The organism is Janthinobacterium aestuarii, assembly GCF_051380835.1.
GTDB lineage: Bacteria > Pseudomonadota > Gammaproteobacteria > Burkholderiales > Burkholderiaceae_D > Janthinobacterium > Janthinobacterium aestuarii.
Genome location: NZ_JBNYXU010000004.1, coordinates 401,350 through 423,925, shown reverse-complemented (window position 1 = coordinate 423,925; position 22,576 = coordinate 401,350). Strand labels below are relative to the sequence as shown.

The 22,576-nt window shown below is 64.1% G+C and carries 22 protein-coding genes and 2 tRNA genes; 11 read left to right on the top strand and 13 right to left on the bottom strand.

Annotation, left to right across the window (positions count from 1 at the left end; all coding sequences use genetic code 11):
- Positions 1 to 10: 10 nt before the first annotated feature.
- On the bottom strand, positions 11 to 1,111 hold the full coding sequence (locus tag ACQ4WO_RS14255) for a branched-chain amino acid aminotransferase (protein ID WP_436482012.1): 1,101 nt from the start codon (positions 1,109 to 1,111) through the stop codon (positions 11 to 13).
- Positions 1,112 to 1,306: 195 nt separating this feature from the next.
- Here ACQ4WO_RS14255 and ACQ4WO_RS14250 point away from each other — a divergent pair, with 195 nt between their 5' ends.
- The 4 genes from ACQ4WO_RS14250 to ACQ4WO_RS14235 all read left to right on the top strand — a co-directional run bounded on the left by ACQ4WO_RS14250 (position 1,307) and on the right by ACQ4WO_RS14235 (position 5,110).
- Entirely contained in the window at positions 1,307 to 3,820 is a 2,514-nt protein-coding gene (locus ACQ4WO_RS14250) for a PepSY domain-containing protein (RefSeq protein WP_436482010.1), read from the top strand.
- 111 nt (positions 3,821 to 3,931) lie between these two features.
- Positions 3,932 to 4,117 carry a hypothetical protein gene (locus ACQ4WO_RS14245; protein ID WP_100427032.1) on the top strand — a complete coding sequence of 62 codons (186 nt, stop codon included), beginning with the start codon at positions 3,932 to 3,934 and terminating at the stop codon, positions 4,115 to 4,117.
- Positions 4,118 to 4,257: 140 nt separating this feature from the next.
- A complete protein-coding gene (locus ACQ4WO_RS14240) occupies positions 4,258 to 4,413 on the top strand; it encodes a hypothetical protein (RefSeq protein ID WP_161781522.1) in 156 nt (51 codons plus the stop codon).
- 298 nt (positions 4,414 to 4,711) lie between these two features.
- Positions 4,712 to 5,110, top strand: a complete 399-nt coding sequence (locus ACQ4WO_RS14235) for a bacteriohemerythrin (protein ID WP_070304367.1) — start codon at positions 4,712 to 4,714, stop codon at positions 5,108 to 5,110.
- 3 nt (positions 5,111 to 5,113) lie between these two features.
- Here ACQ4WO_RS14235 and ACQ4WO_RS14230 read toward each other — a convergent pair whose 3' ends face one another.
- Complete coding sequence (locus ACQ4WO_RS14230) at positions 5,114 to 5,974, bottom strand: hypothetical protein (protein ID WP_436482008.1); 861 nt, start codon at positions 5,972 to 5,974, stop codon at positions 5,114 to 5,116.
- 325 nt (positions 5,975 to 6,299) lie between these two features.
- On the opposite strand from ACQ4WO_RS14230, the gene ACQ4WO_RS14225 reads away from it, so the two are divergent.
- Positions 6,300 to 8,534: a TonB-dependent siderophore receptor gene (locus tag ACQ4WO_RS14225; protein ID WP_436482007.1), complete on the top strand. Its 2,235-nt coding sequence runs from the start codon at positions 6,300 to 6,302 to the stop codon at positions 8,532 to 8,534.
- Here ACQ4WO_RS14225 and ACQ4WO_RS14220 read toward each other — a convergent pair.
- On the bottom strand, positions 8,531 to 9,280 hold the full coding sequence (locus tag ACQ4WO_RS14220; protein ID WP_436482006.1) for a nucleotidyltransferase domain-containing protein: 750 nt from the start codon (positions 9,278 to 9,280) through the stop codon (positions 8,531 to 8,533). The genes ACQ4WO_RS14225 and ACQ4WO_RS14220 overlap by 4 nt on opposite strands.
- 93 nt (positions 9,281 to 9,373) lie before the next feature.
- Between ACQ4WO_RS14220 and ACQ4WO_RS14215 the strand changes: the two genes are divergently transcribed.
- Entirely contained in the window at positions 9,374 to 9,940 is a 567-nt protein-coding gene (locus ACQ4WO_RS14215; RefSeq protein WP_128139698.1) for a methylated-DNA--[protein]-cysteine S-methyltransferase, read from the top strand.
- A 59-nt stretch (positions 9,941 to 9,999) separates the two neighbouring features.
- The gene (locus ACQ4WO_RS14210; protein WP_436482005.1) at positions 10,000 to 10,374 is read left to right on the top strand and encodes a DUF1294 domain-containing protein; all 375 of its coding nucleotides are present in this window, start codon (positions 10,000 to 10,002) and stop codon (positions 10,372 to 10,374) included.
- Positions 10,375 to 10,376: 2 nt separating this feature from the next.
- Here the strand turns inward: ACQ4WO_RS14210 and ACQ4WO_RS14205 are convergent, their stop codons facing one another.
- The gene (locus ACQ4WO_RS14205) at positions 10,377 to 11,096 is read right to left on the bottom strand and encodes a hypothetical protein (protein ID WP_436482004.1); all 720 of its coding nucleotides are present in this window, start codon (positions 11,094 to 11,096) and stop codon (positions 10,377 to 10,379) included.
- Between the two features lie 164 nt (positions 11,097 to 11,260).
- Between ACQ4WO_RS14205 and ACQ4WO_RS14200 the strand changes: the two genes are divergently transcribed.
- Complete coding sequence (locus ACQ4WO_RS14200) at positions 11,261 to 11,440, top strand: hypothetical protein (protein ID WP_436482003.1); 180 nt, start codon at positions 11,261 to 11,263, stop codon at positions 11,438 to 11,440.
- 80 nt (positions 11,441 to 11,520) lie between these two features.
- Here the strand turns inward: ACQ4WO_RS14200 and cydX are convergent, their stop codons facing one another.
- The 5 genes from cydX to cydD all read right to left on the bottom strand — a co-directional run bounded on the left by cydX (position 11,521) and on the right by cydD (position 17,992).
- The gene (gene cydX, locus ACQ4WO_RS14195; protein WP_070258990.1) at positions 11,521 to 11,646 is read right to left on the bottom strand and encodes a cytochrome bd-I oxidase subunit CydX; all 126 of its coding nucleotides are present in this window, start codon (positions 11,644 to 11,646) and stop codon (positions 11,521 to 11,523) included.
- Positions 11,647 to 11,817: 171 nt separating this feature from the next.
- On the bottom strand, positions 11,818 to 12,972 hold the full coding sequence (gene cydB / locus ACQ4WO_RS14190) for a cytochrome d ubiquinol oxidase subunit II (RefSeq protein WP_436482002.1): 1,155 nt from the start codon (positions 12,970 to 12,972) through the stop codon (positions 11,818 to 11,820).
- A 13-nt stretch (positions 12,973 to 12,985) separates the two neighbouring features.
- The gene (locus tag ACQ4WO_RS14185; RefSeq protein WP_436482001.1) at positions 12,986 to 14,563 is read right to left on the bottom strand and encodes a cytochrome ubiquinol oxidase subunit I; all 1,578 of its coding nucleotides are present in this window, start codon (positions 14,561 to 14,563) and stop codon (positions 12,986 to 12,988) included.
- 67 nt (positions 14,564 to 14,630) lie between these two features.
- Positions 14,631 to 16,313, bottom strand: coding sequence for an amino acid ABC transporter ATP-binding/permease protein (locus ACQ4WO_RS14180; RefSeq protein WP_436482000.1), 1,683 nt, complete (start codon positions 16,311 to 16,313; stop codon positions 14,631 to 14,633).
- A complete protein-coding gene (gene cydD, locus ACQ4WO_RS14175; RefSeq protein ID WP_436481999.1) occupies positions 16,310 to 17,992 on the bottom strand; it encodes a thiol reductant ABC exporter subunit CydD in 1,683 nt (560 codons plus the stop codon). The genes ACQ4WO_RS14180 and cydD overlap by 4 nt, the downstream gene beginning before the upstream one ends.
- Positions 17,993 to 18,131: 139 nt before the next feature.
- On the opposite strand from cydD, the gene ACQ4WO_RS14170 reads away from it, so the two are divergent.
- From ACQ4WO_RS14170 to ACQ4WO_RS14160, 3 genes are all read left to right on the top strand, one after another.
- On the top strand, positions 18,132 to 18,683 hold the full coding sequence (locus tag ACQ4WO_RS14170) for a GbsR/MarR family transcriptional regulator (RefSeq protein WP_230517562.1): 552 nt from the start codon (positions 18,132 to 18,134) through the stop codon (positions 18,681 to 18,683).
- 319 nt (positions 18,684 to 19,002) lie between these two features.
- On the top strand, positions 19,003 to 19,569 hold the full coding sequence (locus ACQ4WO_RS14165; protein ID WP_436481998.1) for a PEP-CTERM sorting domain-containing protein: 567 nt from the start codon (positions 19,003 to 19,005) through the stop codon (positions 19,567 to 19,569).
- 160 nt (positions 19,570 to 19,729) lie between these two features.
- Complete coding sequence (locus ACQ4WO_RS14160; protein WP_034757449.1) at positions 19,730 to 19,909, top strand: hypothetical protein; 180 nt, start codon at positions 19,730 to 19,732, stop codon at positions 19,907 to 19,909.
- An 85-nt stretch (positions 19,910 to 19,994) separates the two neighbouring features.
- Here ACQ4WO_RS14160 and ACQ4WO_RS14155 read toward each other — a convergent pair.
- The 4 genes from ACQ4WO_RS14155 to folP form a co-directional block, all read right to left on the bottom strand.
- A tRNA-Arg gene (locus ACQ4WO_RS14155) sits at positions 19,995 to 20,069 on the bottom strand.
- Positions 20,070 to 20,163: 94 nt separating this feature from the next.
- Positions 20,164 to 20,240 (bottom strand) — tRNA-Pro (locus ACQ4WO_RS14150).
- A 93-nt stretch (positions 20,241 to 20,333) separates the two neighbouring features.
- Complete coding sequence (gene glmM / locus ACQ4WO_RS14145) at positions 20,334 to 21,671, bottom strand: phosphoglucosamine mutase (protein ID WP_436481997.1); 1,338 nt, start codon at positions 21,669 to 21,671, stop codon at positions 20,334 to 20,336.
- Between the two features lie 39 nt (positions 21,672 to 21,710).
- On the bottom strand, positions 21,711 to 22,544 hold the full coding sequence (folP, locus tag ACQ4WO_RS14140; protein WP_436481995.1) for a dihydropteroate synthase: 834 nt from the start codon (positions 22,542 to 22,544) through the stop codon (positions 21,711 to 21,713).
- Between the last annotated feature and the right edge of the window lie 32 nt (positions 22,545 to 22,576).

The window sequence follows — 22,576 nt, the reverse complement described above, 5'->3', positions numbered from 1 at the left end:
AACGAGTGCATCAACAAACTTTATGCATCCAGCCATGCGTATCGGCCGCAGTGCCATGCTGCAGACCCAGCAGCGCTTCGCGCAGGGCCAGGGTGACGGCGCCGTTTTCATTGTTGTTGATCGTCATTTCAAAGCCATTGGCCTTGGCCACGCCCACCGGCGTGATGACGGCGGCCGTGCCGCAGGCGAACACTTCCGTCATGCGGCCCGAGGCGATGTCGTCGCGCCATTGCTGGACGGACAATTTACGCTCTTCCGTCGCATAGCCGAGGTCTTTCGCCATTTCCAGCAGGCTGCGGCGGGTAATGCCTGGCAGCAAGGTACCCGTCAGTTCCGGCGTCACGACGGTGATCTTTTCGCCATCCTTGTAGACGAAGAACAAATTCATGCCGCCCATTTCCTCGATGAATTCACGGTGCACGGCGTCCAGCCACACGACCTGGTCGCAGCCCTTTTCTTGCGCTTGCGACTGGGCCATCAGGCTGGCAGCGTAGTTGCCCGCGCATTTGGCTTCACCGGTACCGCCCGGCGCGGCGCGCACGAAGTCTTCGCTGATCCATACGGTGACGGGTTTCACGCCTTTCGGGAAGTAGGCGCCGGCCGGCGAGGCGAACAGCACGAACAGGTATTCTTCCGATGGACGCACGCCCAGGTACGGGTCGGTAGCGATCATCAGCGGACGCATGTACAGGCTCTCGCCCGTGTTCTTCGGCACCCAGTTGCGGTCTTGCGAAATGAGCGCGTCGCCCGCTTCCAGGAACAGCTCGACAGGAATGGCCGGCATGGCCAGGCGCGCGGCGCTGCGGTTGAAGCGCTCCGCGTTTTGTTCCGGGCGGAAAGTCTTGATGCTGCCGTCCGGCTGGGCAAACGCCTTGTAGCCTTCGAAGATGGCCTGGCCGTAGTGCAGGGACGAGGCGGATGGGTCCAGCATCAGCGGGCCGTAAGCCTTCAGTTCGCCCTGCTGCCACTTGCCGTCACGGTAAGGAATCACCACCATGTGGTCGGTGAAGATGCGGCCAAAGGCGGGATTGACCATGCGTGCGGCGCGCTCGGCGTCGGACAAGGGGTGGGCGGATGGAGTGACGACGAGATTCGATGTGGAAGTGGTCATGGCAGCAATGGGAACTAGTGAACAGTATCCCTATTGTAGCGCCTATGACGACCAATCAGGCAAACGAGGATGGCCCCCGCCCCGCGAACACAGGCTGCCATCATTTGCGAATGATTCTCGTTTGCGTTAAAATACCAGCCTTCCTTCTTCCCGCCATGCCTGACGCACTGCATGGCGGCGCTATCGAAAGCCGCCATGACCACTTCCTCCCTCCCCCAGTTGCGCGCCAGCACCGACGCCGTGTCCGCAGTGCGTCAGTCGAGCGCCGCCCCGCAACAACGGCGCTGGCACTGGACCTGGAAGCAGGTGTGGTTTCAATTGCATTGGTTCATCGGCATCACGGCCGGCACGGTGCTGGTGATCATTGGCCTGAGCGGCGCTACCCTGGCCTTCAAGGAGGAATTACTCGATGTGATGAACCCCGGCGTGCGACATGTGTCCTTGGAAACCCGGGCCCCGCTGACGCCGGCCCAGTTAAGTAGCATTGCCGCAGCCGAACACGGCCAGCGCGTGGCGTCGATCACCATGTATGCGCAAGCGGGCGCCGCGCCCCGTTTATTCTTCGCGCCGAAGAACGGCCAGCGGCGCGGCGAGTCCATCTATATGCATCCGTACACGGGCGCGACCCAGCCTGCGCTGGCGGGTGCGGAATTTTTCGAGTGGACGGAATCGCTGCACCGCTGGCTGCTGCTGCCGCGCGATCCGGGCCGGCAAGTGGCGGGTGCGCTGGCCCTGTGCCTGCTGGGCCTGGCATTGTCGGGCCTGTATCTGCGCTGGCCCCGCCGTCCGCTGGACTGGCGCACATGGCTGACCTTCGATCCCGCCCTGAAGGGCCGCTCCTTTTTGTGGAATTTGCACGCCGTGGCCGGCACCTGGTGCCTGGTCGTCTACGTGGCCCTGACCCTGACGGGTATTTACTGGAGCTATGACGTGGTGCGCGACAATATCGACGCCTGGGCCGGCAAGCCGCCAAGGATGGCACAGGCGCCCGCGAAAAAAGGCGGCGGCAAGGAGAAAGCGCCCGCCGTCGACATCAGCCTGGCCTGGACCAGCTTCCAGCAGCACGCCGCCGGCTGGACCCTGGCCAGCGTGCGCCTGCCCACGCGCGCCGGCGAAGCCGTGCAATTCACGTGGCTGGACAGCGACGCGCCGCACGAGCGGGCGCGCAGCCGCATGAGCATCCTGCCGGCCGACGGTACGGTCACGGAAAACGAGCCGTACGGCCAGCAGGGTCTCGGTGCGCGCCTCGTCAACATCATTTATCCGCTGCACATGGGCACGTATTTCGGCTTGCCGGGCCGCATCATCGTTACCTTGGCCAGCCTGGGCCTGCCCTTGTTCGCCATCACGGGCTGGATGCTGTACCTGGTCCGCCGCAAGGCAAAACGGGCAGTCCAAGCGCAGCGCGCCATGCTGGGTGCCGGCGCAGCGGACAAGCAAAATACCGGCTTGCCCACCCTCGTCGCCTATGCCAGCCAGTCGGGACAGGCCGAGCGCCTGGCCCTGGAAAGCGCGCGCGCCCTGCAGCAGGCGGGCGTGGACGTCGACGTGCAGTCGCTGGACCGGTTTGATCCCGCGCAATTGCGCCAGTACGAACGGGCGCTGATCGTCGCCAGCACCTTTGGCGAAGGCGAGGCGCCGGACGGCACGCGCCGCTTCGCGCGCCTGCTGCACGCAACATCGGGCACGCCGCTGGCGGGCCTGGAATTCGGCATGCTGGCCCTGGGCGATCGCCATTACAGCGCCTTCTGCGGCTTTGGCCATGCGCTGGCGCAGCAATTGCAAGCGCTGGGCGCCCATGCATTATTCCCGCTGATCGAAGTGGACAAGCACGACCCCGCCGCCCTGGCCGACTGGTCCCAAGCGCTGGCCCGCTGCAGCGGCAGCGCCATCGACGCCATCGGCGTACAGGAAGAAGCGTCGTATGCCGAGTGGTGCCTGGCGCGCCGCGTGCTGCTCAACCCGGGCAGCCTGGGCGGCGAATTGCATGAAATCACCTTGACGGGCCCGGCCGGCGCCACCTGGGAAGCGGGCGCGCTGGCCGAAATCATCGCTTGCAACGCGGACGGCAGCGAGGGCGACGCGCATCACGGCCAGCACGCGCCCCGCAGCTATTCGCTCGCTTCGCTGCCGTCCGATGGCGAACTGCAGTTGCTGGTGCGCCAGGAACGCCATGCAGGCATTGAGAACCAGGGATGTGGCGTCTGTTCCGGCTGGCTCACGCGCTTCGCCCCGCTGGGCGCCAATATCCGCTTGCGCCTGCAAGCCAATCCGGCCTTCGCGCCCACCTTGGTCGACGTGCCCTGCATTTATATCGGCAACGGTTCCGGCCTGGCCGGCCTGCGTGCGCATTTACGCGCGCGCCAGCGGGCGGGGCTGGCCCGCAACTGGCTGCTGTTCGGCGAGCGCCAGCAAGCTTTTGACAGCATCTGCGGCGAAGAGTTGCAAGGCTGGCTCGACGCTGGCCACCTAGGGCGCCTGGACAGGGTCTTTTCGCGCGATGGTGACACTCGGCAATACGTGCAAGACCGCCTGCGCGCCAGTGCAGACGAACTGCGCGAGTGGCTGGCGCAAGGCGCCATCATCTACGTGTGCGGCAGCCTGCAAGGCATGGCGGCAGGAATCGATGCTGTACTGCAAGAAGTGCTGGGCCAGGATGGCCTCGACACCCTGCTGGCGGCCGGCCGCTACCGCCGCGACGTGTATTGATCTGGCTCAGCCTATCGCCAGTACCGCCCGGCTATGTGGGCAGGCGCACGGTCAGCACCAGCCATCGGACTAGAGTGGAGGCATTCCCACCCACTGCCTGCGAGACTAACCATGAAAAACCCCTGGATGAGCATGTACCTGAGCGCGGCCAACCGCATCGCCAACACGGCGCGCGGCCACGCCACGGCCGCCGTCAAGCGCGAGGCGGCGAAAAATACGCGGCAGTTGACGCAAGTGTGGTTCGATTCCCTCCTGCCTCCCGCAGGCAAGCCACGGCGCAGCCGCAAGGCAAAATAGAGCGGTAACTGGTGCAGTGCACCACAGCAATAAGTTGAAGTTACGACCAGGTGAACTAAACTGCAAGCAGGGTAGTACATAAGGAAGTGACCGGCAGGCGCCGCATCCCCGCGCCGCCGCCGGGACACCGGGAGACGACCATGTTGACGCTCAAAGTGCTGGCCTGCCTTGCCCTGTCGGCCCTGATGCTTGCCCCCCTCGTGTTGAGGGATACGATGCAGCTATCCGCAGGGCAGCAGTTGCAGGTGCCCAATGTCGATGCGCATGCCATGTGGAGTCATTGGCCTCGGCAATAAGACGCGTGGCTGAGAAAACACCGCTGACCGCGTTGCCGTGCCTCGTCGTACATTCGTACTGCCTTCGGCACGGCGCCTTGCCAGCGGCGTTTTTCAGCGGCGCTCGGTAACGCGGCGCATCGCTGAAACCGCTTTATTACGGAGGGGAAATTGGTTCCTACATCCATTTGTTTTTGCTTTGTTTTCCTCGCCCCCTCTTCACCATACTTTTGATCCAGGTCATGGATTTCCCTCTTCGCTGCGCCCACACTGGAACAGTCCGCTTTGCACCGCGACGGACTTAACCGGGAGCATCGGCATGGGTAAATCGCATTGGAAGGATGAGATGGCGCTGGGTGTTCCCGTCATCGACGAGGCGCATGAGGCGCTGTTTCAGGAGCTGGCGCGGCTGCAGCAGTTGGGCGACCAGCATTTCAGCGTGGCGTTTCGCGAGCTGATTGCGGCCGTCGAACGCGATTTCCGCGAGGAAGAGGATTTGATGGAACAAATCGCCTTTCCCTCGCTGGCCAACCACCGCGAACAGCATGCGCGCGTGCTCAGCGGCTTGCACCATGCCTGGGCCGCCGTCGATGAAGGCGACCTGGAACAGGGACGCCATGCGCTGTCGCTGTTGCCGCAATGGCTGATCTTCCACCAGGCCACCATGGACCTGGCCCTGGCGGCAGCGCTGGAACTGGTGCAGCGCCAGCCGAATTAGCCCCTACAGCAGCAGCACCGTCGCCTGCTCGGGCATGACCACGCGGTAGTGTCCCGGGTATTTGTCTTCGCCATCGAAAATCTTGCAAAATACGGGCTGGTTGATGTCGTTGACGGCCGCTTCGTTCATGGGCAAGGTGGCAATCAATTGCTCGCCATCCATCAACTGCAAGGCGCTGCCCCGCTCGGCCGCGCAAAAGGCCAGCGATTGCACGTCGCTGGCGAACGGGCGCTTGTACCACGGCGTGATGGCCCGCACGGCGCGCCGGGCGTCGTGCAAGACTTGCCCCACGCGCGTGACGTTCCACGCATCGCGCGCCACGGCGGGCTGAAGGACGATATTCGCCGTCAGTTCGCCCCTGCCCTTGTTCACCAGGAAAGTGCCATCCTGCGCGGCGATATCGTCGTTGAGCGGCACGACAAACACGCCGCCGTCCGATACCTTGATCGGCATGGGCGCGCCATTGCCTTGCAAGGCCACGCGCACGTCGTCAATAGTAGCGCTCAGCTTGGCAGGAATCAGGCGCAGGGCCATGACCACGCTGCCGCTCGATACTTGCCACACTTTCCTGGCCGTCAGATAACTCTCGCGGTAAGCCGTGAAGCGCACGCGCGGCGCCTTGGCGTCGCTGCTGGCCGTGATCGTCACCGTTTGCGCAGGCAAGGCTTCCTCGGCGGGCGCCGTTACCTCGGGCGCTGACGCTGCGGATGTGGCTGGCGCAAGGGGTGGCGACACGGTATCGGCGGCGGGCGGCACGCTGGCGCTTTGCAGCTGTGCAGGAACAACCGGCGGCGGCGCGTGGTCCTGAGCCTGGCCCAGCGACACGACACACAACCAGCCGGCAGAAGCGATCCATGTACGCATGCATTTCTTTCAATGAGAAAAATATTTTGTCAGCGCCTGCATTATCGCAGAAGGCCGGACGTTACGCCGCCATGGGCTTTCTGCACAGTTTTGGTGCGCATGCTTGATTATTTGGCAAATATCACCTATATCGATAATGATTCCTATTCAAGAAATTGACGGGAATCGCGCGCCCTTCCTTTCCACTGCCCGTCCGCGCCGGGCCTTGCGGTGGAACTGCTATCCAAGCCAGACCACGGGCCAGCGTCACGCCATCCCCCCAGCTACTGCGCACCTCGCCAGACGAGATAGGAACACTCACGATTAAAAATATTCCAGGAAAATGATGCCATCAACGACAGTCCTCCCTTCTTCGCGCCAGCCCGCCTTGCGCCCCCTCCCCCATCTGTTACACCTTGCCCTGCTGAGCCTTGCCGCCGGCGTGGCCCTGCAGGCACAGGCTGCCGACGCGGCCGCGGCCGCCGTCACCATGCCGGCCATCACCGTGCTGGGCCAGTCGGCCGCGACGACGGAAGGCACGCAATCGTACACGGCGGGCGAAGCGCGCAGCGCCACGCGCATGGAGCTGACTTTGCGCGAGACGCCGCAATCGGTCAGCGTCATCACGCGCCAGTTGCTCGACGACTTGGGCGCCGTGCGGCTGGACCAGGCACTGGCGCAGACGACGGGTATCCAGGTGGGCCAGAACGACACGGAACGCACGCGGTTTTATGCACGCGGCTTCGGCATCAACAATCTCCAGATCGACGGCATGGCGCGCGGCGGCAATGCGCCGCTGCAAGACACGATCCTGTACGACCGCATCGAGGTCGTGCGCGGCGCCACGGGCTTGATGGGCGGCATGGGCGACCCGTCGGCCACCATCAACATGATACGCAAGCGGCCCACGAAGGAGTTCCAGGCCAGCGCCGGCCTGATCATGGGCCGCTGGGATGACCAGCGCTTCGAAGCCGACCTGTCCACGCCGCTGAACGCGGAGGGCAGCGTGCGGGCGCGCACGGCCCTGGCCTGGCAAAAACGCGATTCCTACCTGGACATGTATCACGAGCGCAAGACGGTCGGCATGGTCATCGTCGAGGCGGACTTGCGCCCCGGCACCCTGCTGACGGCCGGTGTCGACTTCCAGGACAACAAGCCCACGGGCGCCACCTGGGGCGCCGTGCCTTACTGGAATACGGATGGCAGCCTGGCGAACTTGCCGCGCAACACCAGCCTTACGACGCCATGGAGCACCTGGGCCAACAAGCAGCACACGCTGTTCACGTCGCTGGACCAACGCCTGCCCGGCAACTGGAATATGCACCTGGGCTACGCGCGCACGGAAAGCACGAACCGCACCACGGTCGCCTATGCGGGTGGCGGCCATCCAGACCCGGCCACGGGCGCAGGCATGCTCCTGTGGACAGGCGCTTATGGTCCGGGCAAGACCACCAACGACAATTTCGATCTGTACGCCAGCGGCCCGTTCACCTTGTTGGGGCGCAAGCATACGGCCATCGTCGGCTGGAACGGCGGCAACCAGCGCGCCCGTTCGCTGGGAGGCGAGGCGGACATCGATTACCCGGCCTTCGTTCCCGATTACCGCAGCTGGACGGGCAACATTCCCCGCCCCGTCTTCCATCCGGACGGCTCGCACTCGGAAACCGTCACGCGCCTGGCGGGCGGCTATGTCGCCACGCGTTTGCGCCTGGCCGATCCGCTGCATGTCATCATCGGCGCGCGCACGAGCACTTACCGCACGGACACGCGCAATTACGATACGCGCGGCGTACACACGGACAATAGCGACTTTGCCGAGACGCGCAATGAAGTGACGCCCTATGTCGGCGCCGTATTCGACATCAACAAGCAGTATGCCGCCTACGCCAGCTTCACGCAGCTGTTCAATCCGCAATCGAGCAAGGACCGCAACAACAAGTTCCTGGCGCCGGAAACAGGCGACAATGCGGAACTGGGCGTCAAGGGCGAATTCTATGAAGGCAAGCTGAACGCGTCGGCCGCCCTGTTCCAGACGAAGAAAAAGAACCTGGCGGAACTCGACCGCACGGTGCCGCCCGGCTTCTTGCTGCCCGATGGCGGCCAGGCCATGGTGGCCAACGGCAAGGGCGTGACGGCCAAGGGCGTCGAGTTCGACGTTGCCGGCCAGATCACGCCCGCCTGGGAAGCGAGCGGCGGCTATACCTATCTGCATGCGGCCGAGGCCGATGGCCGCCGCGCCGCCACCACGCAGCCGCGCCATTTGCTGCGCCTGGCCACCAGCTACCGTTTCGACGGCAAGCTGGCCGGCTTGAGGGCGGGCGCCAGCATGACGGCGCAAAGCGCCACCTACAGCGAATCGTGGTATGGCCGCCCGCCATCGAACGCGATCACGAACATCCCGCAAGCGGGCTACGCGCTGGTCAATGCCATGGCCAGCTACGCGCTCAGCAAGCATGCCAGCGTGCAGCTGAACGTGAATAACTTGCTCGACAAAAAGTACTACCGCAACGTGGGCTTCTTCGACGGCGTGTTCTGGGGCGAGCCGCGCAACATCAGCCTGTCCGTGCGCACGGCGTTTTAAGCACGCCAGTGCGCGGGCGCGGGCAAGGTAAAGCCTGCGAGCAAGGGACCGCCGACCGGTGCCAGCACGGCGGCGGCGACTTGTTCGAAGGCACGCTGGCCGGCCGGCAAGTCGCTGGCGACCAGGCGCAGCGCGCCGTCGAGCTGCGCGGCGATCGTGGCGTCAAATGTCTGCAGGCGCCGGAACAGATGCTTGCCGCCGCCGCTCCATTCGCCGGCCGCGCGCAAGCGCAGGTCGGCCAGCGCTTCGTACAGCTGGCAAGCGACGGCCAGCGCCTCGCCCGGGTGCGTGCTGTCGACGAGGTCTTCCAGCGCGGTGGTGATGGCATAGCGGCGGCGCTGCAGGTTTTCCACGTCGAGCACGGGCGGCCCGGCCGTGTCGATGGCGTGCGCCAGCGCATGCAGCCGGGCGTAGGCGTCGCCGGCAGCGACGATGTTTTCCCCTTCGACCACCATCATCGCCAGCGGCACCGTGCCGCGAGGCGCGTCCATCTCATGGCAAAAATATGTGAACGTGGCCACGTCGTGCCCGAACAGTTCCACCGTGCGTCCTTCGGCCACGAACGTGTCGCGCCAGGCGCAGTCGACGTGGTCGAACAGCAGCAGCAAGTCGATATCGGAAGTGGCCGTTTGCCGGCCCGTGGCGAACGAGCCGCCGATGATGGCCGCCATGGCCGTGGGATAGCGTTCGTGCACCAGCCGCATGGCAATGGCGCGGATATCGTCATAAGTAGGGATCGTCGTCAAAGCCTGTGCTCCGTGCCGAAAACGCCATCCTACACGCAATATGCGGCATGCCGCCATCCTGCTACACTGGCGCCATCTGACCGAGGAACAAACATGGAATACGACTGCATCGTGGTGCCCTCGCCCGTGGGCGAGCTGACCCTGGTGGCGCGCGGGGAAGCCCTGACCGCCATCCTGTGGGAAAACGACAAGCCGAACCGGGTGCGCCTGGGTGCGATGCGCGTCGATGACGGTTGCGCCGTGCTGCAAGAAACGGCGCGCCAGCTCGCTGAATATTTCGCCGGCACGCGTCAGCAATTCGACGTGCCGCTCGACTTTGCCGGCACGCCATTCCAGCAGGAAGTGTGGCGCGCGCTGCTGACGATACCGTACGGCCAGACGCGCAGCTATGGCGAGATCGCGCGCCAGATCGGCCGCCCCGCCGCCGTACGCGCCGTGGGTGCCGCCAATGGCAAGAATCCCATCTCCATCATCGCCCCCTGCCACCGGGTCATCGGCGCCACGGGCGAGTTGACGGGCTTTGCGGGCGGCCTGCATGCGAAGGAAACGTTGTTGGCGCTGGAAGGCATTTCCCTGTCCAGCGACCGCGAAGCGCTGAAGACGGGCCACGCCCGGCGCCGCGCTGTTCAAATAGATACGGCGCAAGGTTGTCTGTTTTAGGCTGCGGCATGGCGCCCCTTGTGGGATACTGACGCCCTTCGCTCAAGCAAACACATCCTATGCCCTACCTTGTCATCCTGTTCTTTGTCGTTGTGTATTTGCTGGCCACGTTCTTTTTCCACATCCCCGCCCTGGTCGCCCTCGTGTATGGCGTGCTGAGCCTGAGCTGCTTCGTTGCCTATGCGATCGACAAGTCGGCCGCCAAAGAGGGCCGCTGGCGCACGTCGGAGCGCACCTTGCTGCTGCTCGGACTACTTTGCGGCTGGCCCGGCGCCGTACTGGCCCAGCAATGGCTGCGCCACAAATCCAGCAAGCGCTCGTTCCGCGTGCTGTTCTGGCTCACGGTCGCCATCAATATCGGGGCCTTCGTGTATTTCAGCATGCATTACGCGGCGCCCGATATCGGCACGGAAGTCGCACCGATCGAGCTGTAGGCCTACTCGCCCAGCAAGCGCAGCGATTCCAGCCAGTCCGCCTTCCACTCGCGCAGCAACGGTTGCGTGGCGAACGCCTTTTTCAGATGCGCCATCGGCACGCGGTGCACGTCGTGCAAGCCGAATGCCAGGGTCACCGGATGCCACAGGTGGCTGTTCTTGCCGCCGCGCGAATTCTTGCGCACGCGCGCGCCATCGTCGCCAAAGATACCCACGCCGCTGGCCAGCCCCTGCTCCAGGTCGACCTTGCCCACGCCGGCAAAGGCCATCAAGATCTGCTCGCGCCCCAGGCCCTTCAGGGCGCTGGGCAGAACGACGGGCACCTTCTCCGCTTCCGCTTCGGCCGGCTGCGGGCGCTGCAACTCCTTGAGCAAACGCAACAGATCGCGCTCCTGGAAATGCAGGCCGTCCAGCGGCACGCGCAGTCCCGGCGCCTTCAGTTCGATGGCGATGTTGCTCGAATCGCGCGTAAAACGCAGCCACACGTCATCGGCGCCCGAAGCCAGGTGCTGCTTGTCGCCGATGAACACGACGGGCGCCGCATAGCGCGTCACGCCGTCATGGAACAGCTCGGCCCACGCTTCGCTGTAATCGAGCCAGACGTACGGCAAGCCGCCCTGCTCCAGCAGACGCGCCAGGGTCCACGGCGTGCCCGTCTGTTGCGCCAGCCAGGCACAGGCGTCAAGTGCGGTAGCGCGATATGGCAGGGAAAGGGAGGTCATGGCGGTTCCGTCGATAAAAGTGGAGCGCAGTGTAGCAGACGCCGCCCTCATCGCTTCGGCAGGCGCATCCGGCGCGCCATTCCTGCGCGATGTGCTAGGCTGGAAACAGCAGCACGCGCCACGGCCACCTCGGCAGCATGGCGCACCACCGCGAGGAGATCATCATGCATTCGAGCACCAACGCCGCCACCGCACCCGCCCCGCCGCCTGAGCGCGATTCACCCACGCCAGTGAGCGAAAGCCATGCCGAGGAAATCCTTGACGAAGCGCTGAAGGAAAGCTTTCCGGCCAGCGACCCGATTGCCGTGGCCACCCCGAAACCGGCAAACAAGGCGCCGGCCTGACGGTCACCGGCCACATCCCGAATAAAACTGCCCCGCCGGGCACGCAAGCGCCGGGCGGGGCAAGTCAAGCCGGCACGCGACTACTTCGGCGTGTCGCGGTATTGCTCGGGCGTCGTGTCGCCATCGGCGATTTCATACCACATCGCATTGAGCACGGCGAAAGTCGCCGCCAGCGGAAGACCCAGTATCCAGGCGAAATACCACATAGTTAATTCCTTTCTTCAATTCCAGCTTGATCGTTTTTAATATCAAACTAACGACACCTAACAAAACCGTAGCGAGCGGCAGCGATTGTGGCCGGGAAGCGCAACCGTACTCTAGTACGGTGAGCATCGCCGGCCGCAAAGTGCGACGCGCAGTAGGTTTGGTTAGGTGTTTCAATAAGCGTGACCGCTGTCGTCGTTGATGGCTTTTGCATCAACCTTACCCCACAGCACTTTATATACCCACGTCGTGTACGCCACGATGAGGGGAATGAAGACGGCCGTGACGACCAGCATGATGAACAGGGTCATGTGGCTGGACGAGGAATCCCACACCGTCAGGCTGGCGCGCGGGTCGATCGACGATGGCAGGATGAACGGGAACATGGCCGCGCCCACGCTGAGGATGATGCCGGCGATGCTGGCCGCGCTGGCCAGCAAGGCGGGCACTTCGCGGCGCGCGCGCAGCAAGGCGAACGCCAGCAAGGGGCCAAGCAAGCCCAGCGCAGGAGCGATCCAGGTCCACGGATGGGCGGCAAAGTTGAGGAACCAGGCGCCCACGTGCACTTGCGCCGTTTTCAGCATCGGGTTCGACGGGCCATCGACGACGACGGCGCTGGTGACGCGGTAGCCATCGACCCACAGCCACAGGGCCACGCCGGCCAGCGCATACAGCACGACGGTGGCGATCGCCGCCACGCTGCCGTAGCGGCGCGAGCGTTCAGCCACGGCACCGTCCGTTTTTACTTGCAGCCAGGTGGCGCCGTGCATCACCAGCATGGCCACCGAGACGAGGCCGCACAGCAAGGCGAAGGGGTTGAGCAGCGCAAAGAAAGTGCCGTCATAGAAGATGTGCATGTCCGGCGAGAAACGGAACGGCACGCCTTGCAGCACGTTGCCGATCGCCACGCCGCAGATCAGGGCCGGCACGAAGCCGCCCACGAACAGGGCCGCATCCCAGCGGGCGCGCCAGCGCGGATCTTCGCGCTTGCTGCGAAACTTGAACGCCACGGGACGCACGATCAGCGCCACGAGGATGACGAACATGGCCAGATAAAAGCCCGAGAACGAGACGGCGTACAGCTGCGGCCATGCGGCAAAGATGGCGCCGCCGCCGAGGATCAGCCACACCTGGTTGCCCTCCCACACGGGGCCGATACTGTTGATGATGACTCTGCGCTCGAGGTCCGTCTTGCCGGCGAACGGCAGCAAGATGCCCGTGCCCAGGTCGAAGCCGTCCGTGATGGCAAAGCCCACCAGCAAGATGCCGATCAGCAGCCACCAGATCAGGCGCAGGGTTTCATACGAAATCATTTCATGCAAAATCATGGTCTGGTCCTCCTCAGGCGCGTTGAGTATGAATGGCTGTGGCCGCTGGCACGGGGGCCGGCGCCGTCTCTTCCGGCCCCTTGCGGATGGCCTTGAGCATGAGCTTCATTTCAATAATCAACAGCACGGTATAGATGGCGGCAAAGCCGGCAATGGTGATGAGCAAGGTCGTCGCGCCCAGGTTAGAGACGGCCACGGCCGTCGGCAGCACGCCTTCGATGACCCACGGCTGGCGGCCCACTTCGGCCACGATCCAGCCCGCCTCGATCGCCACCCACGGCAGCGGGATGGCGAACACGGCCAGCTTCAGCAGCCAGCGGTGCTTGTCCAGCGTACGGCGCGTCGACAGCACGAAGAAGGTGCCGGTCAACAGGATAAAGAACATGCCCAGGCCCACCATCACGCGGAAGGACCAGAACAATGGCCCCACGGGCGGCACGGTATCGAGCGCGGCCTTGCGGATCTGCTCGGGCGTGGCCTGGCGCGGGTCGTCGACATAGCGTTTCAGCAGCAAGGCATAGCCCATGGACTGGCCTTTCGATTCAAACACGTCCTTCGCGTCCTGCGGCACGGGCGCGCCTGGCGCCACGCTGCGGATGGTTTGCAGCGCGTCATACGCCTTGATGCCATCCTGGATCAGCAGCTCGCCGCGGTCGACCAGCTGCTCGATGCCGGGAATTTCCGTCGTCAGCGAACGCGTACCGATCAAGCCCATCACCATCGGAATGTGCACGGCGTAATACGTCTCGCGCGCTTTCGCGTCGGGGAAGCCGATGGCCGTGAAGGCGGCAGGGGCCGGCTCCGTCGTCCACATGGCTTCGATCGCGGCCAGTTTCATCTTCTGGTGTTCCGACGACAGGTAGCCGCTTTCATCGCCGAGCACCACCACCGACAAGGTGGCGGCCAGGCCGAACGAGGCGGCTACCGTCATCGAGCGCTTGGCCAGCTGCACATGGCGGCCCTTCAGCAGATACCAGGCGGAAATACCGAGCACGAAAATCGATGCTGCCGTGTACCCGGCCGACACCGTGTGCACGAATTTCGCCTGCGCTACCGGGTTCGTCAGCACGGCGCCGAAATCCGTCACTTCCATGCGCATGGTTTGCGGATTGAAGGCCGCGCCGACGGGATTTTGCATCCAGCCGTTGGCGATCAGGATCCACAACGCCGAGAAGTTCGAGCCGATGGCCACCAGCCAGGTCGTGACCAGGTGGCCCCGCTTCGACAGCTTGTCCCAGCCGAAGAAGAACAGGCCGACGAAGGTCGCTTCCAGGAAGAAGGCCATCAAGCCTTCGATGGCCAGCGGCGCGCCGAAAATGTCGCCCACATAATGGCTGTAATAACTCCAGTTCATGCCGAACTGGAATTCCATGACGACGCCCGTCGCCACGCCCATGGCGAAGTTGATGCCGAACAAGACACCCCAGAACTTGGTCATGTCACGCCAGATGGGACGGTTCGTCATCACGTAGACCGTCTCCATGATGGCGAGCAGCACTGACAGGCCGATCGTCAGCGGAACGAATATAAAGTGGTACAGAGCTGTCAGCGCGAACTGCAGTCTGGATAAAGCGACAATATCGAAGTCCATATGATTTCCTTGGTGTTACCCTACTGTGTGTAAACTTGCTACCTTTCCAATACTGACCGGTTGCCCGTCAGTCCGCCCGCAAGCCCGCCAGAGCAGTCTCGAAGGCATCCGTGCCACGGCGCGCGTCGCCCACGATGTAGCCATTGCGCAAGGTGACCAGCCGGTCCGCCAGCGCCGCTTCGCGCCGCAAGTGGGTTGCGATCAGCAAGCTGCGCCCTGCGCTGCGCGCCCGCAGGCGCTGCAGCACGTCAATCGCCGTCTGCGCATTGAGCGCTTCCGTCGCTTCGTCCAGCAGCCACAAGGTCGATTCATGCAGGAACAGCCGCGCCAGCGCCAATCGCCGCGCCTGGCCGCCCGACAAGCCCAGGCCGCCCTCGCCCAGCATGGTGTCGAGGCCGCCCGCAAACGCGCGCACTTCGTCGTCCAGGCCGGCCGACTGCAGCGCCGCCCACAGCTGCGCATCGCTGGCGGACGGGTCGGCCAGGCGCAGGTTGTCGCGCAAGCTGTCCTGGAACAATTCCGTCTTCTGCGTAAACAGGCAGGCGCGCGGCGCGGCCACCTTGCCCGACAAGGGCGCCAGTTCGCGCGCGGCGATGCCCAGCAAGGTCGACTTGCCCGCGCCGCTGGGGCCGATCAAGGCGACGCGCTCGCCATCGGCGATGTGCAGCGATACGTCATGCAAGATGGCATTATTGCTGCCCGCATGCGCGGCGCTGACGCGTTCCAGGCGCAGGCCCGGTGCGCTGTCAGCCGGCGGCGCAGCGATCTCTTCAACATCGAGGCGCGTCGCCAGACGCCGTACGGCCAGCAGCATGCGTCCCGCTTCCAGCGCGCCGCGGCGCAGTCCCGCAAATGGCTCCACGGCCGTCAGGGCGATCAGCAAGGCCAGGGCCGCCAGCGGCAAACTCATCGTTTGCTGTTCCACCAGCGCGGCCACGGCCAGCAGCACGCCAGCCAGAGTCGTGCTGCCGGCCACGCCATACGCGGCGCCGGCCGCCGTTTCCAGGCGCAGCAGGGCAAAATCGGCTTGCGCCAGCGAACGGTCGATCTGCCCCAGCGCCGCGCACTGGGCGTCGATGCGGCCCGCCATGACGAGATCCGTCTGGCCCGCCACCAGGTCGATGGTGCCGGAACGCAGTTTTTCGATGGCGCGCGAGCGCACGATGGCGGGACGGCGGGCGCCGCGCGCCACAAGCCAGCTGATGCCGCCGCCGGCGGCCAGCAGCCATGCAGATAAGCCCAGGCCCAGCTGCCACTGCATCACGCCCAGCGCCACGCCGGCCAGCAAGGCCGCGCACAGGGCCGTGAAGGCGGGCACGAGCAGGCGCAAGTACAGCGATTCGAGCGCGTCGATATCGGCCGTCAGGCGGAACAGCAGCTTGGCGGGCTGGCGCAGCAAGCGGCTGGCCGCTTCCGGACGCGACCAGCCACGAAACAGGCGCACGCGGATGCTGGCCAGCGCGGCGAACGTGGCGTCGTGCGTGACGAGCCGCTCCGCATAGCGCGAACCCGTGCGGCCGATGGCCAGCAGGCGGATGCCGGCCGACGGGCCGAAGACGTCGAACACGATGGCCGTCGAGGCGTGCAGGCCGGCAATCGACGTGGCCGTGATAAACCAGCCGGACAAGCCCAATAACGCCATGCCGGCAACCGCCGTCAGGGCCGCCAGCAAGGCGCCCACGATCAGCTTGCGGGGCTGGGCCAGCAGCAATTGCCGCAGGACGGGGTTCAAGCTAAGTGAGTTTTTCATGCGCGCAACTCCTGCGTCGGAGCAGCGACCTGCACCGTGCGCTGCAGCCGGCCGGCCAGCACCGGATCGTGCGTGGCGACGATCATCGTCTTGCCTTTTGCCAATGCCAGCAAGGCATCCGTCACGCGCGCCGCCGTTTCGCTGTCCAGATGGGCCGTCGGTTCATCGACCAGCAGCAAATCCGCATGCGGATGCAGGGCCACGCGGGCCAGGGCCAGGCGCACGGCTTCGCCGCCGGACAAGCCCTGGCCGCCATCGCTGAGCATGACGGCCGGCTGCGCCTGCGCCACGCTAGCCAGGTCGGCCAGGTGCAGCGCCTGCGTCACTTGCGCGAGGTTCGCCCCAACGCGGCCCAGGGTCACGTTCTGGCTGACGGATGCGGCAAACACGTGCGGACGCTGGCCCATCCACGCCATGCGCTGGCGCAAGGTATTGACGGTGCTGTCGGTCAGGCGCACGCCGCCGATGCGGATGTCGCCGCCGCTGGCGGGCAGCAAGCCGGCCAGCAGGGACAGCAAGGTGGTCTTGCCGGCGCCGCTGGCGCCCAGCAGGGCCACGTGCTCGCCGGCGCGCACGGTCAGCTCGAAGCCGTCGAACACGGGCGCCTCGCCGGGATGGGCAAAGCGCAGTTGCCGGAGTTCCACGGCGGGCGCCGCCGCCACGGCCATGGCGGCGGCGGAAACGGCCGCGACTTCCACGCTGGCGCCAGGCAGGGGCACGCCATCAGCCGCCAGGTCGTGCAAACCGGCCAGGCCCGCTTCGCCGGCCGCCTTGTCGTGCCAGACGGCGGCCAGTTCGCGCAGCGGTTCGAAGAACGCGGGGGCCAGCAGCAGGATGAACAAGCCCTGCCCCAGGCTCAGCTCGCGGCCCCAGGTGCCGAAATTGATGCTGCCCAGCAGAGAGAAACCGATGAAGGCCGCCACCATGGCCACACCGAGCGCGGAAAACAGTTCCAGCACGGCCGACGACAAAAAGGCGATGCGCAGCACCACCATCGTGCGCCGGCGCACGGATTGCGACGAGGCATCGAGCCGTTCGGCCGTGGCGTCGACGGCGTCGAGCGCGCGCAAGGTAGCCAGGCCGCGCAGGCGGTCCAGCAGAAAGGCATTCATGCTGCCCATTTCCACCATCTGCGCGCGGCTGGCCGCTTGCGCGCCCATGCCGACGAGCGCCATGAAGACGGGAATCAAGGGGGCGGCGATGAGCAGGATCAAGGCGGCGATCCACGACAGCGGCGTCACCACGGCAAGGATCACGAGCGGCACGAGCATGACTTTCCAGCGCGCGGGTTTGTAGCGCACCAGATACGGCACGATGGCTTCGGCCTGCTCGGCGATGACGCTGGCCGCCTGGCCCGACTGGGCACGCTGGCGGTCCAGCGGCGAACGCTGCGCCAGCGCCTGCGCCACTTGCGCGCGCAAGGTGGACAGGTGCGCGCGCGCCGCCGTATACATGCGCCGCGCGCCCCATGCTTCGCAGCCGGCGCGCAGTAGGCCCAGCAGCAGCACGCCAGCGGCCGGCAGCAGGGCCGCGCGCCAGGGTGCGCCGCCCTGCATGGCTTGCACGGCCCAGGCCAGCAAGGCCGCTTGCGGCAGCCACAGCAAGGCGGCGCCGCCTTGCGCCAGGCTGGGGAGACGGGGAAGAATAAAGCGGGGCAAGGACAAGGGCGTGGTCGGCATCTTCTATACTTCTTGAGTTTTCAGAATTTTCTGTAAATTCGATATTTTGTATAATACTGCGAAACATGACATATATCAATTGACCCCACCAGTATGGCGTGAAAAAATTCAGATAATTATGAAAACTCAACATATCCAAATGACGCCGCTGATCCTGACCTTCGTCAGCCATTTCGGCGAGATGGGCAGCCGCTGGGGCTTTAACCGTACCGTAGGGCAAGTGTACGCCTTGTTATTTGTCGCGGAGCACCCTTTACACGCGGATGAAATCGCGGAACACCTGAGTTTTTCACGCTCGAACGTGAGCATCGGCCTGAAAGAGTTGCAGGGCTGGGGCTTGATCCGCCAGTCGCGCATCCCTGGCGACCGGCGCGAGTATTTTTCCTCGCTGGGCGATGTGTGGCAAATCTTCCGCGTGGTGGCCGCCGAGCGCCGCCGCCGCGAAGTGGCGCCTACCCTGACGGTGCTGCGCGAAGCGCTGCTGGCGCCGGCCACGGAACCGGTGGATCAATATGCGCAGGAACGCATGCGCGAAATGTATGAACTGGTCGACCTGGCCAATACCTGGTTCGACGACTTGCAGCGCCTGTCGCCCGAATCGATGGCGCAGCTGATGAAAATGGGCGCCAAGGTACAAAAGTTGCTCAACGCTAAGGATCGCCTGTTTGGCGTCAGCAACAACAACGACTGAAGCACCCGCCTCCCCTCTCCTTCCCAAAAAGCCGAAACGCCGCTAGCACAAGCTGGCGCGCCTTGTCACGCCATTTCCTGACGTCATGTTGTCTTGCGTTAACACAAGCGGACATAGCCGCATGCGATGTTGTCAACAAAACCAATAGTATTATTTAAATTGTATTAATTTACATCAAGAGTAAGCTTGCATTTGCGTACTCGCTACGTGCAGGAAAGAACTAAAAGCAGCTAAAAACGGGCAATGGGATGACTTCCCCGGTATGCAGGGACGCCTCCCAACACCATGAAGCGACTGTCTCAAGCACAAGGGGATTTTCATGAAAAGCGTAAAGAGCATTGCCATCAGGGCATCCATGCTGGCCGCAATGACCGTACTGGCAAGTGCGGCCCAAGCCGCCACCTGGGTGGACGTGGGCCCGGCCAGCGGTTTCGTCATTGACGGCAGCACCGTCACTTATTCGCCATCGCCGGCACTGCAGGTGAAATATTATGACGATAATCTCGTGCCGCAAAGCCCCTCGGACATCCAGGGTTATATCAATGGTGTGTTCGGCACCAGCCTGGGCGCCGCCGTGTCGTTTTGCGACAGCGCCACCTCGGGCTGCACTGCCGGCACCACGGCAGACGTGAGCGGCGGCGTCAATTCGTATACGAGCGCGGCCGCCTATGATTACCTGGCCATCCACTTCGGCCAGGGCGAACTGGTGTTCCACTGGGCCGCTCCCGTGGCTGCCGGCACCACCTTCACGATCTCGGGTCTGCCCAAGGATCTGAGCAACTATCGGGCTTTCATTTCCGCCGTGCCGGAACCTGGAACCTATGCCATGCTGCTCGCCGGCCTGGGTCTGCTGGGCTTTATGGCACGCCGCCGCCAGGGAAAGTAAGCCTCATCAGCGGCAGCGGCGCACCGGCGCCCGCTGCCGCCCTCAACGCCAGCGGCCTGTTTACGCCGCAGTTGCGGCGAAAGTCCCGCTTTTTACACCATCTTTAGACGCCCCTCGCTATGCTCGACGGCATCCACTGCTGACCGACGAGGGAGTACACATGCATGAACAACCGTTTCAGCCACGCGCGCGCAGCGTGATCCGCCAGCACCTGCCCGTGCGGGAACGGCTGCGCCTGGCACGACTGGCCAACAGAAAAATCATTTCGGCATGCTCGGCGCTGCTGTGCGCGGCGCCGCTGTTGTATTTGTTGAGCGTGGTGCTGTTTGCGCAGCCCTGAACAGGTGCGCGGAAATGCAATGAGGTGGAAAGATGAGGTATGTTGCGGCAGCTTGCCGCCAAATGACTTGTGGCCAGTATGAAACTGGTCCGCCCAGAGGGAATCGAACCCCCATTCACGGTTTAGAAGACCGTTGTCCTATCCGTTGAACGATGGGCGGAAAGGTGCAGTATTTTAATCCATGCGCGCCAGCGATGAAATGCCAGCGCGGAATAGAAAACGGGCTGTCATTTCTGACAGCCCGCTTATGACTTTGGTCGGAGTACAAGGATTCGAACCTTGGACCCCCTGGTCCCAAACCAGGTGCGCTACCGGGCTGCGCCACACTCCGAAGACAAGATAATAACGCCCCCACCCAATTTCGTCAATTGCCATAGACGAATTAGATGGAAATAACTATCGGCGCTGCCCCGTGCCTGCCCCTTTAAGCGCCGACTTTATCGGCGATGCGGCGCGCCATGCTCTCGGCCTTTTCCTTGTCCTTCGCTTCCACCATGACGCGGATCAGCGGTTCCGTGCCCGAAGCGCGGATCAGCACGCGGCCCGTGTCGCCCAGCTCGGCCTCGACCAGTTCTTTCTCGGCCACCATGGCGGCATTTTTCTGCCAGTCGAAACCGGGCGCCACGCGCAGGTTGATCAGGGTTTGCGGGAACAGCACCAGTTCGGCCAGGCATTGCTGCAGGCTCTGGCCGCTGCGCTTGAGCGCGGACAACACTTGCAGCGCGGAGACGATGCCGTCGCCCGTCGTGTGGCGATCCAGGCACAGCAAATGGCCCGAGCCTTCGCCGCCCAGTATCCAGCCCTTTTCCTTCATGACTTCCAGCACGTAGCGGTCGCCCACCTTGGCGCGCGCAAAGCCGATGCCCTGCTGCTTGAACAGCACTTCGAGCGCCATATTCGTCATCAGCGTGCCGACGGCACCGGCCACAGGGCCCGTCGCCAGGCGATCCTTGACCATGACGTACAACAACTCGTCGCCGTTGTACATACGGCCCGTGGCGTCGCACATGATCAGGCGGTCGGCGTCGCCATCGAGCGCGATGCCCAGGTCCGCGCCATGCTCGACGACGGCTTCGGCCATGGCCTTGGTTGCCGTGGCGCCGAAGCCCGCATTGATATTGAAGCCGTCGGGCTTGTTGCCGATGGCGACGACTTCCGCACCCAGCTCATGGAACACGTGCGGAGCGATATGGTAGGCGGCGCCATGCGCGCAATCGACGACGATCTTCAGGCCACGCAAGTCCAGCTCGTTCGGGAAGGTGCTCTTGCAAAATTCGATGTAGCGGCCCTGGGCGTCATCCAGGCGCTTGGCGCGGCCCAGCTTGTCCGATGGCACGCAAGTCATGGGTTCGTCGAGCGCCGCCTCGATTTCCAGTTCCACGCTGTCAGGCAGCTTGGTGCCCTGGCCGGAAAAGAATTTGATGCCATTGTCATGGTACGGATTATGTGAGGCGGAAATGACGACCCCGGCCGCCAGGCGCAGCGCCCGCGTCAGGTAAGCGATCGCCGGGGTCGGCATGGGGCCGGCCAGCATCACGTCCACGCCGGCGGCCGACAGGCCCGCTTCCAGCGCCGCTTCCAGCATATAGCCGGAAATGCGCGTGTCCTTGCCGATCAGCACGGTCGGGCGCGCCTTGCCGCCTTGCGACTTGGCCAGCACCTTGCCGGCCGCATAACCGAGGCGCATGACGAAATCGGGGGTGATCGGAGCCGTGCCCACGAGGCCGCGGATGCCATCGGTGCCAAAATATTTACGCGTCATAGTTTTCTCTTTTTGTTGTTTATAATAAATCTTACAGGCTCAGTGCGCCATGCGCCATACCTTCAGTGCATCGACGGTTTCCGCCACATCATGCACACGGATGATTTCCGCACCTTGCGCTACCGCAGCAAGCGCACCGGCAACGCTGCCGGCCAGGCGCTGCTCGACGGGACGTCCCGTGACGGCGCCTATCATCGACTTGCGCGACAGCCCGGCCAGCACAGGCAGGTTCAGGTCGCTGCGCAACTGGCGCGTGGCGCGCAGCAAGGCATAGTTCTGCTCCACCGTCTTGCCAAAGCCAAAACCGGGATCGACGCACAGGCGTTCGCGGGCGATCCCGGCCGCCGTCAGGGTGTCGATGCGCTCGCGCAGGAAGTCGATGACTTCGCGCACCACGTCTTCGTACTGTGGCTGGTCCTGCATGGTTTGCGGCACGCTTTGCATGTGCATGATGCACAGCGCGCAGTCGCTGTCCCGCACGGCCTCGATGGCGCCCGGCGCGCGGAAACCGTTGATGTCGTTGATCATGTCGGCGCCCGCCAGGATGGCTTCGCGCATCACTTCGGGCTTGTACGTGTCGACGGACAGGGGCTTGTCGCAGTCGCGCAAGGCGTACAGCACCGGCATGACGCGCGCAAGCTCGTCCTGCAGCGGCAGCGGTGGCGCGCCGGGACGGCTCGATTCGCCGCCGATATCGATGATGTCGACGCCGTCAACAATCATCTGCTCGGCGCGCGAGATGGCAAACTCCAGGTGTTGATACTGGCCCGCATCGGAAAACGAGTCGGGCGTGATGTTCAGGATGCCCATCACCAGCGCCTGCGTGCCCTGCAGGTTGAAGCCGAAACGGCCGAATTGCAAATAATGTCGCATGTAAATCTTTGTAGTCTTCAGGGAAATCTGGC